At 50.4% G+C, this 14454-nt stretch carries 11 protein-coding genes; 8 read left to right on the top strand and 3 right to left on the bottom strand.

Annotation, left to right across the window (positions count from 1 at the left end):
* Window positions 1–17: 17 nt before the first annotated feature.
* The 3 genes from ACSF8W_RS01770 (at window position 18) to ACSF8W_RS01760 (ending at window position 4379) form a co-directional block, all read left to right on the top strand.
* Window positions 18–1358, top strand: a complete 1341-nt coding sequence (locus tag ACSF8W_RS01770) for a transglycosylase SLT domain-containing protein (protein WP_500844523.1) — start codon at window positions 18–20, stop codon at window positions 1356–1358.
* A 13-nt stretch (window positions 1359–1371) separates the two neighbouring features.
* Window positions 1372–1995 (top strand): hypothetical protein, encoded by a 624-nt coding sequence (locus ACSF8W_RS01765; RefSeq protein WP_500844522.1) that lies wholly within the window; start codon window positions 1372–1374, stop codon window positions 1993–1995.
* A gap of 260 nt (window positions 1996–2255) precedes the next feature.
* A complete protein-coding gene (locus tag ACSF8W_RS01760; RefSeq protein ID WP_500844520.1) occupies window positions 2256–4379 on the top strand; it encodes a prolyl oligopeptidase family serine peptidase in 2124 nt (707 codons plus the stop codon).
* Between the two features lie 68 nt (window positions 4380–4447).
* On the opposite strand, the gene ACSF8W_RS01755 is transcribed toward ACSF8W_RS01760, so the two are convergent.
* The 3 genes from ACSF8W_RS01755 to ACSF8W_RS01745 form a co-directional block, all read right to left on the bottom strand.
* Window positions 4448–6421, bottom strand: coding sequence for an ATP-dependent zinc protease family protein (locus tag ACSF8W_RS01755; protein ID WP_500844519.1), 1974 nt, complete (start codon window positions 6419–6421; stop codon window positions 4448–4450).
* A gap of 153 nt (window positions 6422–6574) precedes the next feature.
* A complete protein-coding gene (locus ACSF8W_RS01750) occupies window positions 6575–7897 on the bottom strand; it encodes an alpha/beta fold hydrolase (RefSeq protein ID WP_500844517.1) in 1323 nt (440 codons plus the stop codon).
* Window positions 7898–8137: 240 nt separating this feature from the next.
* On the bottom strand, window positions 8138–9061 hold the full coding sequence (locus tag ACSF8W_RS01745) for a M14 family metallopeptidase (RefSeq protein WP_500844515.1): 924 nt from the start codon (window positions 9059–9061) through the stop codon (window positions 8138–8140).
* A gap of 379 nt (window positions 9062–9440) precedes the next feature.
* On the opposite strand from ACSF8W_RS01745, the gene ACSF8W_RS01740 reads away from it, so the two are divergent.
* The 5 genes from ACSF8W_RS01740 (at window position 9441) to ACSF8W_RS01720 (ending at window position 14251) form a co-directional block, all read left to right on the top strand.
* Window positions 9441–10889, top strand: a complete 1449-nt coding sequence (locus tag ACSF8W_RS01740; RefSeq protein WP_500844513.1) for an NAD-dependent succinate-semialdehyde dehydrogenase — start codon at window positions 9441–9443, stop codon at window positions 10887–10889.
* A 209-nt stretch (window positions 10890–11098) separates the two neighbouring features.
* Window positions 11099–11632: a molybdopterin adenylyltransferase gene (gene mog, locus ACSF8W_RS01735; RefSeq protein ID WP_428477714.1), complete on the top strand. Its 534-nt coding sequence runs from the start codon at window positions 11099–11101 to the stop codon at window positions 11630–11632.
* 117 nt (window positions 11633–11749) lie between these two features.
* A complete protein-coding gene (locus tag ACSF8W_RS01730; protein ID WP_500844511.1) occupies window positions 11750–12523 on the top strand; it encodes a lipid-binding SYLF domain-containing protein in 774 nt (257 codons plus the stop codon).
* A gap of 305 nt (window positions 12524–12828) precedes the next feature.
* Entirely contained in the window at window positions 12829–13110 is a 282-nt protein-coding gene (locus ACSF8W_RS01725; RefSeq protein ID WP_500844509.1) for a hypothetical protein, read from the top strand.
* Window positions 13111–13231: 121 nt separating this feature from the next.
* A complete protein-coding gene (locus ACSF8W_RS01720) occupies window positions 13232–14251 on the top strand; it encodes an adenosine deaminase (protein WP_500844507.1) in 1020 nt (339 codons plus the stop codon).
* Window positions 14252–14454: the final 203 nt, after the last annotated feature.

The following is a 14454-nucleotide window of genomic DNA, read 5'->3' as shown; positions in this document are numbered from 1 at the left end:
TAAGGAAATTCCACACAATGAAATGTAGACACGGCGTATTGGCCATTGCCATCAACGTGTTGTTGATGGGCAATGTACAGGCGAACGATCCTTTTGCTGAACTCGATCAAGCTGTCACGGAAATGTCAGCGGACCACACCGACGAGTTCACACAGTGGTATGCCCAACACATTGAAGAGTTTAATCAATGGCAGATGGCGAACCTCGAAAGATGGGACAAGCAAAAGCAAAGCGCGTTGAATACCTGGGGTGACACCAGCACCGACTCGCAAGGCGTGATTGTGGTGTATGACCCGCAACAAGCCTCACGGACCGTGATTGATCTGGAAAAAGGTGAAATCACGATCAGCTACAAGTTGCCAGACACGCCAGCCGACGAACACGCGGCGGCAAAATCGGCAGTACAGCCAGCGGTTGAGTTGGAAAAAATTGATCAAGTGATCGCGAAAAACAGCCAGCTGTTGAACGACATGGGGATCGATACGCCGAAAAAGGTGACTGCTCAGCAGGTGGAAGTGAAGGCGTTGACGCCGGATCAGAACGAGCTGGCAAAGGTGAAGCAAGAGATCAAAGCGCAAACCGACCGCCAGATGAGTCAGCTTGATATCTATGTTGAGCAAGACGAAAAGCCGGTGCTGACGCAAGCCCAGAAAGATGTGCTGATTGCTAAGCAAAAGCAGATCATGAAGGAAAATGAAGCCAAACGTCTGAAGCAAATGGAAAGTAATTTTGCGCAGACACAGGTGAAGTTCCAGCGTTCTTCGGCGCAAGTGGTGGAGTACAAATCCAGCATTCCGAAATCAGCCATGTCTGATCGTGCTAAGCACTACCTGCCGTTCATTTATGCAGAAAGCGAGAAGCATGAACTGCCAGCGCCGTTGGTCTTGGCGATTATGCACACCGAATCGCATTTCAACCCGAAAGCGAAATCTCACGTGCCAGCCTACGGTTTGATGCAAATCGTGCCGACCACAGCGGGGCATGATGTCAACAAGCTGTTTCGTGGTAAAGACAAGCCGATGAAAGCGTCGGAGTTGTATAACCCGAAAATCAACATCGAAACGGGTACGGCGTATTTGAAGATTTTGGATAGCCGCTATTTGCGTGGCATCAAAGATGAAGACAGTGCGACGTATGCGGTGATTGCCGCTTATAACACCGGTTCGGGCAACATTGCGAAAGCCTTTGGCGAGCGCAGCGTACGCGCGGCGATCAAGAAAATTAATGCGATGAGCTCAGAGCAAGTGTATTACCACCTTTTGGCGAATTTGCCGTACGAAGAAACGCGCAATTACCTGAAGAAAGTGAACAAGCGAATGCAAAGCTACCAGCAGCATGAAACGTATTCCATGATTTAATAAGGACACTCAAATGAAAAAATCACTGTTATCAGCAGCTATGCTTGCTGTGCTAATGACCGGCTGTGCATCTCAAGAATCAGCCCCTGTAGCGCCAACAACAAACACAGCGCCAGCACTACCAACATGGGTCATGAGCCCGGCGTCGGCAAACGGCTACGCGGCGTCTAACTGTGTGACAGCAACAGGCAATTTTTCCGTCGACCGTAACCATGCAGTGTCGCTAACGCGTAATACGCTGGCACAAAACATGAATTTGAAAGCGAGTGTGCTGGAAAAAACCTACCAGAAAATGGACTCCGCGGCAGGTCAAACATCAACAGGCACATCGTTTGAGCAAATCGCTAAGCAGATCGCGAGCGTAACGCTGCAGAAGAGCCAAGTTGAGCAAATTGCTGTGGTAAACATTGCGGGTGTTGATCAAGTGTGTTCGTTGGTGACGATGCCAAAGATCGAAAGCGAGAAGGCTTTCCAAGTATTGGCGGATGCTAGCGGTCCGATTGACCCAAGCGACAAAGCGGCATTATACAAAGAGTTCATGAGCCAGAAAACGGCGAAAGAACTGGAAAAGCAAGTGAACAGCTTGTCTGCAGACATTCCTGCGCCAGTGAAACCTGAAGTACCAGCGAAAGCATAATCACCGCCTGCCTCTGCGCAGGATCATGGTATGCATCGAAAAACGCCCACCGAAGCCATTCGGTGGGCGTTTCGTTTTTAGCGCTATCGTGGGTGCTGATATCCTTAAGCGGTATGGTCGCGATATGGAAAAAGCGTTGAATGCATGCTGCCTTGTTTTTAGTAAGTGTTTGCTTTACCAATCATTCACAAAGCAGTAACAGTGTAATAGGATGAAAGTGAAAATAAGATCGTAGTGAAATGGGATAGAGGATAAAGGGAATGATAAATAATTCGACTGCTGCAATCTCTGCTGTGTTACTGGCCGCGTCATCAGGTGCCTTACAGGCAGAAGAATCGGTTGACCCGTTTCTTTGGCTGGAAGAGGTGCATGGTGACAAAGCTATTGATTGGGTCAAAGCGCAAAATGCCACCTCCAGCGCCTACCTGAAAAAAGTCGCGACCTTTGATCAGCTTTACCAAGACAGTTTAGCCATCATGAACGCGGAAGATCGCCTCGCGCATCCGACCCGCCGTGGCCAGTATTTTTATAATTTTTGGCAAGACAGTACCCATGTAAAGGGTATTTATCGCCGCACCACGGAAGCCGAATACCGCAAACCGAACCCGAAATGGGAAACCGTGATTGATTTTGATGCCCTTGCCAAAGCCGATAACGCAGATTGGGTGTTCAAAGGCACCACCTGTTTAGAGCCGGGCTTCAAGCGATGCATGATTGCCTTGTCTCGCGGCGGTGCCGATGCGATAGAGCTGCGTGAGTTTGATATGAACACCAAGCAGTTTGTGAAAGACGGCTTTGTGTTACCAGAAGCCAAAACGGGCGTGTCATGGGTGGATGACGATCACTTGCTGGTGGGCACCGATTTTGGTGAGGGCAGCTTGACGAGCTCTGGCTATCCGCGTGTGATCAAACTTTGGAAACGTGGTACGCCATTAAAAGAAGCCAGTGTCGTGTTTGAGGGGGATCCGGATTCCTTCTTGACCCACTCGCAAACCTACCTCGATGGCGACACGACCTTGAATATCATCAGTGAAGGGAAAACCTTCTTCACGTTTAACCATTTTCTTTTCGATAACGGGACGCCAAAGCCATTAACGTTGCCAGACAGTGTGGTGATTGCCGGGGTATTCCGTGGCAATGTGTTCTTTATGTTGCGGGACGATCTCTCCTTCCAGGATCAGACACTGACAACGGGCAGTATTGTTTATGCGTCGGTTGCCTCGTTGTTGACCAAGACGCCTGATTATCAATTGTTTGTGAAACCGGCCGCGAATGCCACGGTGAATGCGCTTGAGTTTACCGCCAATCACGTTGTGGTGAATTGGTTGGAAGATGTGACCAACCACGTCACTGTGTACCAGTTGGCGCAAGATGACCCATTAGCCAAGGGCGCTCAGTCACTTAAGAATAAGTGGGTATCGCGTGATATTCCGTTGGAGAAAAATGGCAACATTCAGGTGTTTAACGCCTCGCAAGCGAACGATGATTTCTTTGTGGAGTATTCCAGCTTCCTCACGCCCCCGTCGTTCTACCAAGTGACGGCCGCCGATGGCAAGATCACACCATTGAAAGCCAGCCCTGCGCGGTTTGATGCCGCTGATATGGTCGTGAATCAACACTTTGTGACCTCAAAAGACGGTACGCGCGTACCGTACTTTTTGATCAGCAAAAAAGGCATCAAACTGGATGGCAGTAACCCAACCATTTTGTATGGTTACGGGGGCTTTCAACTTAGCATGGCGCCGTTCCATAGCAGTTTGATCGGAAAAAACTGGTTAGAGCGTGGCGGGGTGTTTGTTTTATCGAATATCCGCGGTGGCGGCGAATACGGTCCTGAGTGGCACCAAGCGGCATTACAGCATAACCGCCATAAAGCCTATGAAGATTTTGAAGCCATTGCGGAAGATCTGATTGCCCGTAAAGTCACATCATCCAAGCACCTTGGCATTCAAGGGGGCAGTAACGGTGGTCTGCTTGTGGGTGCCGCCATGACCCGTCGACCGGATCTGTACAACGCGGTGGTGTGTCAGGTGCCGTTGCTCGACATGAAGCGCTTTAACAAACTATTGGCGGGTGCCAGTTGGATGGCCGAATACGGCAACCCGGATGATGAAAATGATTGGGCGTACCTCAAAACCTATTCGCCGTACCATAACGTAAGGGCGGAAGAGAGCTACCCGAAAGTGTTCTTTACCACGTCGACGCGCGATGACCGTGTTCACCCTGCGCATGCACGTAAAATGGTCGCCCTGATGCAAGCGCAAGGCCATGACGTGTTGTACTACGAGAACCTCGAAGGAGGGCATGCCGGGGCGTCAAACAATAACAGCCGTGCTGAGTTGTATGCACAAACCTACAGCTATTTGATTGATCGTTTGTTCTAAGTCCGATCTCGCTATTTTTCTGTTATCTCTTTATCCCAAGCACAAGGAGCGCATCATGCGCTCCTTTTTCATTTCGGCTTTTTGGTCAGCAGAAATTGACGCTCGCTGCTCACCACCATGTTATGGCGCAGGAAATTCTTCCCGAGAATCATGCTGTATGTAAACCGGCTGCGATCACGCAGATTAACGGCCACAGTATGCGTCATATCACCCAGCGTGACGGTCATGTTCACCACCGGCCGAGAACTGCCGTGTTCGCCGTCCCGTGCTTTTATCTTCATGATCCGCACCACTTCGCGGGTAAGGGTTTTCTTTGCGCCTTGATGGTTACGGTACGTGAACGTGACCATGGACTTGCCGTTTTTACGAAAGTTTTTGATGTCGGTGGCATCCATTGAACTGATATCGGCACCGGTATCCAGTTTGGCGGGGAAGTGCATGCCTTCCACATGGACGGTTTCAATGTAACCGGCGCGGGCGGGTTTGTGTTTTTCCAGTAAGTGCGTCGAGCGAGTATTGACATACAGCTCGCCCGGCACCAGTTCGGGGCTGATCATCAGTTCGGTCTCGCCGTGTGCTTTTTTTGCTAATTTGCCCAGCGCAATGTCTTTAGTGAGGGTGTCGGTCGGCAGGGCAATGTCCACACTCACGATAGGCCGGACTTGCTCGCCAATGCGGATTTTGCGTTTAACGGGTTTGTCGATACTGTGGATCTTGCCCGATACATCAGTCATCACGTAATGCACCATACGGGTGTAGTCCGCCTGTTTTTCATCAATCCGTTCGACTTTTAACAGGGGCGTTTTGATCGTGGTAGAGGGGGTCGCTTTAATGGTGACATCATCAACGGCCAGCGATTCAAGCGCGCTGATCATCAGTGCGTCGTCATCGTCAGCCAATGTGCTGAGGCGTTGACGAGGTTCATCGCTGAGGTCGGTTTTGCTTAAACTGACGACGAAATACTGATTCAGGGCTTCGGTGCCGAGGCGGAGTTGACTGCTGTGTTTAGAGCGGTCACGCAGGTAAACCAAAATGGGGTATGTGTCCTCACCAAACAGGATATTCACATACACCATGGGGCGCTTGCTGTTGGTAAAGCTGAGCATTTTATACAGCGGTAAGGTGAGTGTTTTTCGCTTGTTATTTTCCCCTTCTAGTGAAAACGACACCGTGCGATTTTCATGGTCAATCTTGATCTTCTTTGCGTGCAAAATGCTGTATTTGTTATCAAACGACATGCTCACTGCCAGTGGGATCTTGCCTATCTTGGCTTGTTCTTTGCGGCCAATGAGCGTGGCGTTGGGTTGTTCGCGCAAATAATCGAAACCCGCATCCACCCAAGCATTGCCTTTTAAAAAGGTTTTGCCGACCAACAAGGGATACGAAAAGCCGTCACGGTTGGCCAGGTTAACTTCGGTGGTGGCAGTACTATCACCAATGGTGAGATCGAGCTCGATCACAGGGCGGGCGAGGTGGCCATCATCGCGGCTTTTGATCATAGCTAACCGCAACAGTGGCCGTTGCAGCGTGTAGTGTTTCCCTGTGTACGGGTGGATCAGTTCAAAATGGACGATGATGTCGTTTTTGTTTTTTCGGTCACGCAACTGTGTGGTATTGAGCGCATCATAGGTCTCGGCAATGGCGTTGATCAGTGCGTCACCGGTGAGGTCTTTAAAGCGGGGATCGGTACTGGTCAGGTAGATCTTTTCGGCATGCAGAGAGGTGGAGTCGGCACCGGTATCAATTTTAGCGGGCATTCCTACGCCTTTCAGGCCATCAATGTCGGGAAAAAAGACCCGCTCTGTGCGTCCCAGCACCATACGCCCGTCGATGCTGTCGCGCGTATCAATTATGGCGGCGTATTGGTCGTTCTCCGCGTGGGCTGTGATGGGGACGGTAAGGCTAAAGGCAGCAAACAAGGCAGCAGCAGACATTGCCCCTAAGGGGATGCGCCGCCATGTCGTTGGGCGCGTATGGCTCTGTGCGTAAAGCGTTGAGAGAGAAGCGAGGAAGCCACGAAGGCCTAGCGTACAGGTTCGCATCGCGATCTTGTCTCCATGTCACAAGGTAAGACATGGCTATAAGTGTATACCGTTGGGCTGTAAAGGGCGGCTTTTCGGTGGGGTATCAGGTTTTTGCACCAGCGTGACGATCACTGGCGGTGATCGTCACTGTGTCAATGTGCGTACTAAGGGCTATTTGGCTGGTAGATGGGCAATGGCATCGCCCATGTTGATCAGTTTATCCAAAATGCGTTCACCGGCTTCGCGCAGGCCATTGTGTTCATACTCATTGGTGATCCACGCTTTGCTGTTCGGGATCCCTTTTAAGGTTTCCAGCGAATAGGCCAGTTCGACGTACATGTCTTCGGCATACACCGCACAGGTGACCGGAACGGTATTATTGGCCAATGCATCGACATCATACAAGGCTGGCCAATCGGTTTTCTCTGCAAGCAATTGCGCGGCGGCGTTGAGTGGTGTTAAACAGGCAAACTGTTCAAACATCCACGGATAGACCATCTCGCCGGTAAAGAAGAAGTCGCGGCCAGTTTGATAGTGAAATTGCGGGAACTGATCACGTACGCGATGGGCTGACCAGTTTGAGCTCTGGTTATGCGTCGCGTCCTGACAGTAGATAGATTCATGCAAAATCGCATAAATCGGGTTGGTTTGGTGGCTTTGCTCGGCCAGCATGGCGTTGAGGAACGCGTAGCTCAACGTCTCTTGCGGGGCATTGTCTGGGCCATTAACCGTCACAAACGCGTCTTCCAGCAAATAATACATCGGCAAGTTGGCGTGGCTGCGGCCTAGGTTGATACCAATGAGCTGAAATTGTTCAACGGTGAAACGTTGACCGTTAGGCAGGCGCACATCATTGGCCAGCAAGTGATCGGCAATTTTCTGGCATTGCGCTTGTGCTTGCGGGAATTGGGCAAAGAAGGCGTCGTTTTTGTCCTGCACACGCTGATACGTGGCGGTGTAAACATTATCGGCATGACGAGTCAGTGATGGGACACCACCGGTCAGGAATGCACGGCTGAGGCTTTGTGGATAGAACGACAAGTACGTCAGGGCGCAGAAGCCGCCGAAACTCTGGCCGAGGATCGCCCACTGTGTCACGCCTAATGCGTCACGGATCAACTCAGCATCGCGCACAATGTTATCGGCACGGAAGTGGCTAAGGTAGTCGGCTTGTGCCTCCGGAGTCATCGGTGCCAGTGTCTGATGGCTGATCACCGTGCTGTTGCCGGTGCCGCGTTGGTCTAACAAGAGGACACGGTACTGCTGCAAGGCGCGTTTTAACCAGCCGGAACGGCTATCAGGACGCGGTGACGGAAAGCCGGGGCCACCTTGGAAATACACCAACCACGGGCGGTCGCTGTTGTCGCTGGCCAGATCGCAGATCTCACGGGCGAAGACAGATATGGTGCTGCCTTCTGGGCGGCGGTAATCAAGGGGAACGTCAAAGCGGTGTTGGCGATAGATCAGATCACCATCAATAAAACTGGCCAGCATGGTGTACTCCGTTAACATGCAAAAACAAGATGTTAACAGTAATGACGTGACTAACCTAGTGCGAGTATCGGTGCTGGAATCTTAGACGCGAGTATTGTAAGTCAAATATAGATCGTTGAATGTTGATATGTGCGTCTTGGAGACTGAATTTGGCAGACAGGGAAAAGGGCAAATAAAACAAAGCCGACCCAGAGTGAGTCGGCTTGATCGGTGAAACAGGGTCACGAAATAGGGCGAGCCTTATTTCTGATCGTGAATCACGTAGTCCAATGCACCTGTAATCGCCGCCACTTGTGCTGCATTACATTCAGCATCTGTCACCTTATCGCTGTCTGGGTAGACTTCGGTGGTTGTGCCGTACGCGCAATCGGTCATGCTGTTACACAGGCTCAATGCTTTCAATGGGTAGTTAATCACACCTTCTTGGGTGATTGGGCAACCAATGATATTGCCGTTCGCATCGGCAGGGGCAATGTGTGTCACTTCACGTACCGCATTAATGACGGCCGTTTGGAACGCATGGTTCGGGTATTCGCTGTCACCCACGGTGTAAAAACCGTCTGGCACCGTGTCAGGCTCGTACTCTTTGCCATCACGCGCAGAAAGCGCAGGACGGAACTCTAATTCATCGGTATCCGTGGTTTCGTGCAAATCAATGTGCACCAAAATCGGCGTATCAAGCGCATCCATCATTGCCATCAGCATCGCTGACTCTTCTGCTGGGCTGTCTGGATAGAATGAACGGTTTGGATCAATCGCTTGTGGGTTCCAGCGGTTAATCGTTTCATAGCCCCATGGGCTGACACATGGCGCGACAATCACGTTGAAATCTTCAATGTAACGTTCTGCATGGCAATCAACAAACTGTAGCGCGCCGTGTACACCGCTGGTTTCATAGCCGTGTACGCCGCCGGTGATCAACACGGTAGGTTTTTGCTCATCCCACTGTAGGCTCTTAATCGCAAATAGCGGGTATTTATCAGCATCAATGCTCAACGCGCCATATTGGAATACATCAAAGCGAGTACGTAGGGCATCAATTTTGGTGATCACATCGGTTTGGTAAGAACGCTTAATGGTGGTTTGTGCCAGCCATTGGATTTTTTCCGCTTCGCCCCACGGTTGGCCTGGAGTGCCGATGGGGTAAGTGTTTGCGCTTGTCATGGGTCGCCTTTACAGTCGGTGCACCTAATCAGTCGGTGCAAGAGGGTGTTGCGTGATAGTTATCATGTCACTTGGGCACAGCATAATTGACTGGGCGGGGGGAATCAAACCTATTGAGTTTAGAATGAAAAAAGCCTGACGCAGATCATCAAGCGTGATCAACTGCGGTTCAAACTAAAAGGTGTACCCTTTATGCTAATACTGGATATAAAAGCCCTGCAATGGATTGAAATGATGGTTTTTTGTTCAAGTTACTGCGTGATGCATAATTTTCATTATTTTCAATATATTGGACTGACATCGTAACGTGACTTGCACGAGAGCGAGCATAACGTACCCGATCATAAACGAGATCGATGACAAAAAGAGGATAGACACCGTGAAGTTAAAGCATGCAGCGTTATTTAAACAGGCGTGTTACGTCGCTGGCCAATGGGTTACCGCCCCTGATGGCGCTACCGATCCTGTTATCAATCCCTCGACGGGGCGTGTTATTGCCCATGTGCCGCGTGTTGGGCGTGAGATGACCTTGGCGGCGATAGAAGCCGCGCAACATGCACAGCAACGGTGGAAACTGACAACAGCCAAAGCCCGCGCGGTTATTTTACGCCGTTGGTATGACTTGATCGTGGAACATACCGATGATCTCGCAACGGTGTTGACCAGCGAGCAAGGCAAACCGTTCGCAGAAGCCAAGGGAGAAATCACCTACGCGGCCAGTTTTGTGGAATGGTTCGCCGAAGAAGCCAAACGCGCTTACGGTGAGGTGGTGCCGAGCCATAAAGAGGGGGCGCGGATCATTGTCAGCCGTGAACCGATTGGTGTGGTGGGGGCGATCACGCCGTGGAATTTCCCGGCAGCGATGATCACCCGCAAATGTGCCCCGGCTTTTGCGGCCGGTTGTGGTGTGGTGTTGAAACCGGCACCGGATACGCCACTAACGGCTTTTGCCCTTGCGGTACTGGCTGAAGAAGCCGGACTGCCTGCGGGGTTGTTGAATGTCGTGACCGGTGATGCCCAAGCCATTGGTGAAGCACTGACGGGCAGTAAAACGGTGAAAAAAATCTCGTTTACCGGCTCAACGGCCATCGGCAAATTGCTGATGGCGCAATCGGCCGCGTCAGTGAAAAAACTGTCGTTAGAATTGGGCGGCAACGCACCTTTCATTGTGTGTGATGACGCTGATCTCGACGCGGCAGTGGATGGTGTGATGGTGGCCAAGTTCCGTAACGCTGGGCAGACCTGCGTGTGCGCAAACCGCATTTATGTGCACGATGCCGTATATGAGGCCTTTACTGAAAAATTGGTCGCACGCGTGAGCATGTTGAAAGTAGGCGATGGCTTTGAAGACGGCGTTCAGATTGGCCCCTTGATCAATACGGCGGCTGTTGCCAAAGTACAAAGCCACATTGATGATGCGCTGGCCAAAGGCGCACAGTTGGCCTACGGCGAACCACAACCGGCGGGCTCTTTGTTGTTCCCGCCGCAGGTGCTGGTGGCGATGACGGATGATATGCGCATTGCGACCGAAGAAACCTTTGGCCCGGTGGCGGCGTTGTTCCGCTTTTCTGACGACGACGAGGTGATCGCCAGAGCGAACAATACTGACGCCGGTTTGGCAGCATATGCTTATACGCGCGCCTTACACCGTGCATTTCGTTTCAGCGATGGATTGGAATACGGCATCGTGGGCATTAACGAAGGGTTGATTTCCACCGAGGTGGCCCCCTTTGGTGGGGTGAAAGAGTCGGGACTAGGCCGCGAAGGCGCTCGCCAAGGCTTGGATGATTATCTGGAAACCAAATACACCTTGCTGGGTGGCTTATAGCCCGTTCGCGTTAATTTGAATCAGATAAGGTGACTCGCTGAGGGAATAAAGATAAAAGGGTACAAACCCTTGAATTTATTTTTTACACTGGGTCTATCAATGTGACAACGAGACGGTCATGGGGCGTTATGTTACGCACTTGGCAGAATAGACAGTCGCAGAGTGAAATAATACAGCACTATAACAAGGCACAGCCTAAGGAATAACGCATGACAAAAGCAAAAATCGGTATCGTTACCGTCAGTGATCGCGCAAGTGCGGGCGTGTACGAAGACCTTTCAGGGCAAGCCATCATTGATACATTGAATGATTACCTGACCTCTGAGTGGGAGCCGGTCTATCACGTTATTCCGGATGAGCAGGATGTGATTGAAGCTATGCTGATCAAGATGGCCGATGAGGAAAACTGCAGCTTGATCGTGACCACAGGGGGCACAGGCCCTGCCAAGCGTGATGTGACGCCTGAAGCGACGGAAGCGGTTTGTGATCGCATGATGCCGGGTTTTGGTGAGCTGATGCGTGCTGAGTCATTGAAGTTTGTGCCAACGGCTATTTTGTCTCGCCAGACGGCGGGTCTGCGTGGTGATAGCTTGATCGTGAACTTGCCGGGTAAACCGAAATCCATCCGTGAATGTTTGGACGCGGTATTCCCTGCGATCCCTTACTGCATCGATTTGATGGAAGGGCCATTCTTAGAATGTGACGAAGCGGTGATCAAACCTTTCCGTCCGAAGCAAAAGTAAAGCCGTATTATAATTAAGGTCGAATCGCAAGATTCGGCCTTTTTTGTCAGTGGTCATTGGCGGTGAGCATGGGCTGCATCATGAAGGCCGTTGATTGTGATGAAAAGGAGTCTCGTCATGAAACGAAAAATACTCGCTATTGTTATAGCGTTAATGGTAACACCGGCTCACGCGAGCTGGGATAAGTTCAAAGAATCCGCATCAGAGCTGGGTGATACCTTAAGTGAAAGCTCCAAACAGGCGTGGGAAGGGGTCTCTGACTTTTCCAAAGACACCTGGGATATCGTGTCAGAGTGGGGCGCCGATACTTATAACAAAGCTGGTGAGTGGACAGAAGAGTCGATAGCCCAAAGTCAGGAATGGCTCGATGCAGCTGATGCCAAACTGACAGACATGCTCAATCCGGACACGCCAGAAGAAGCACGTTTAGCATTAGATACCATGGCGGATACGGCCTTGGTGCGTTTATTCAATGAAGAACCCTCCGCCAAATTGTTGTTTGATCATGCCTATGGGTATGCGGTGTTTGATTCACGTAAATTTTCGCTCATGTTACATACCAACCAAGGGGCTGGGGTGGCCGTGGCGCGTCAAAGTGGCCAGCATACCTACATGAAAATGTTTGGGGCGGGTTTAGCCGCAGGCTTAGGCGGAAAATTCTATCAGCAAATCATTTTGTTTGAAGACAAGGCGACGTTCGAGCGCTTCATTACCGATGGCTGGGAAGCAACGTCTGAAGTGAGTGCTATCGCAGGCGGCGAGAGCGCCGAGCTGACAGCGAAATATAACGGCGGTATGGCGATTTATCAGATTGGTGAAAAAGGATTACTGCTCGATGCCAACATTTCTGGTTCAAAATACTGGGTGGATACCGATTTAACACAGAAATAGTAAGGTTTTCTCTAATGATAAACTTCATGATTTAACCGCCAATCGTGGCGGATCATGAGGTTTATTCGCTTTCTCATTCCCTGTTGTTTTTCGCGCCACTTCAAAAAATCACTGCAATATCAGATGCCTGGTGGGTATTTATATACATCCACTCGCCCCTGTTCATAATTTTGTCATTTCGCCTTGTTTTGGGAAAAAGAAGGGCGTAATAAATAGTCTTAAAGATAACAATATCGACCAAAAAGAGTCGAAAAATGACGTTGGCTTCGTGAGCAGTGGCCTGATAAGGACTAAGGGGCAAAGCGATGGATACGAAACGAACATGGGGCTTTATTTCTCTTCTTTTGGGTAGCGTGTCGCTACTGTGGGGAGGCATTTCATTTGGTGGTATGTTAGGCCAATCATTGGTGTTGGCGGACATGGGCAGCTTCATCGCTCAGGGAGGCGGTGATTATTTGCACACGTTCAGTCCGGATTATGCGGTAGCGGAAGTGAAAACCAAATACCAATACATTGCGACCATCGGGTTGGTACTCACCATTTTTGGTGGCGTGATGATGCGTGGACAATGGGGGCGTCGCTGGTAATCCCACGGTGCGTCACCACGAAAGAGCATGAATTTGACTACACTACTCTCACTAGTCACTGTCACGTGCCAGCCTGACACAAGGTTGGCCTGACAGATAAAACCAATGAGAGCTGCGTGTTATGAAAGGGTTTATCAGCGGATTACCGAAAGTTGAACTGCACCTTCATATTGAAGGCACACTCGAACCCGACATGTTGTTTGCGCTTGCGCAGAAAAACGGTGTCACCTTGCCATTTGAGACGGCAGATGCCTTGCGCGAAGCGTACCAGTTTGATGACTTACAATCCTTCCTCGACCTGTATTACTGGGGGACGAAAGTGCTGCGTACCGAGCAGGATTTTTATGATCTCACCTGGGCGTATTTAATGCGTTGTCACGATGATCATGTCGTGCACACTGAGATCTTCTTTGATCCTCAAACCCATCAGCAGAATGGCGTGTCTTTTGACACCGTCATCAACGGCATTGATCGCGCTTTACAAGACGGTCGGGCGCAGCTCGGTATTTCCAGCGGGCTGATTTTGTGTTTTTTGCGGCATCTCAGTGAAGAGGCCGCCATGGGAACCTTGCGTCAAGCCTTGCCGTACAAAGATCGTATTATTGCTGTCGGACTGGACTCATCAGAATTAGGCCATCCCCCTGAAAAGTTTGCGAATGTGTTTAATATGGCGCGAGAGGCCGGTTGGCTGACCGTTGCGCATGCAGGCGAAGAAGGCCCAGCAGAAAATATTCAAGGCGCTTTGACGCATTTACAGGTTTCGCGCATTGATCATGGGGTGCGTTGTACTGACGATCCCGCTGTCGTGGAAACGCTACGTCAACGGCAAATTCCGCTAACGGTGTGCCCTTTGTCGAATGTGCATTTAGGGGTCTTTGATGTGCTTGCCGATCACAACGTCATGCGGCTGGTGGCAGAAGGGCTGTGTGTCACGATCAATTCCGATGATCCGGCTTATTTTGGCGGTTACATGAATGCGACTTTTTTAGCCGTTGCCGAGACCTTTACTGTATCAAAAGTCGATATGGCCAAGTTTACAGAAAGAGCGATTGACGCCAGTTTTTTATCGCAGGAAGAGAAAGCGGTATTGCAGGCAAGATTAGCAAGGTATTTAGCGCAGCAGTTCCATCCCATCATTTAATAAAAAAAACGCCTATCAAGTCCATGACAGGCGTAGCAATAAATGATTAAGGAACAACATATTTGAAGTCCGAGAATAGTACTGATCGGGCAAAAAACGTGCAACGATCGATTTTGTAAAAGTTGTATCTGCTTTTGTTAAATTGCAGTGGGCGCAGTCACTTAGATTGAATAAAAAATCATCAAAAATCGCCCCGTTTACAT

This window comes from Photobacterium sp. 270122K (assembly GCF_059941365.1).
Note: the sequence above shows the minus strand (reverse complement) of the source record. Positions and strands in the feature narration are given on the sequence as shown.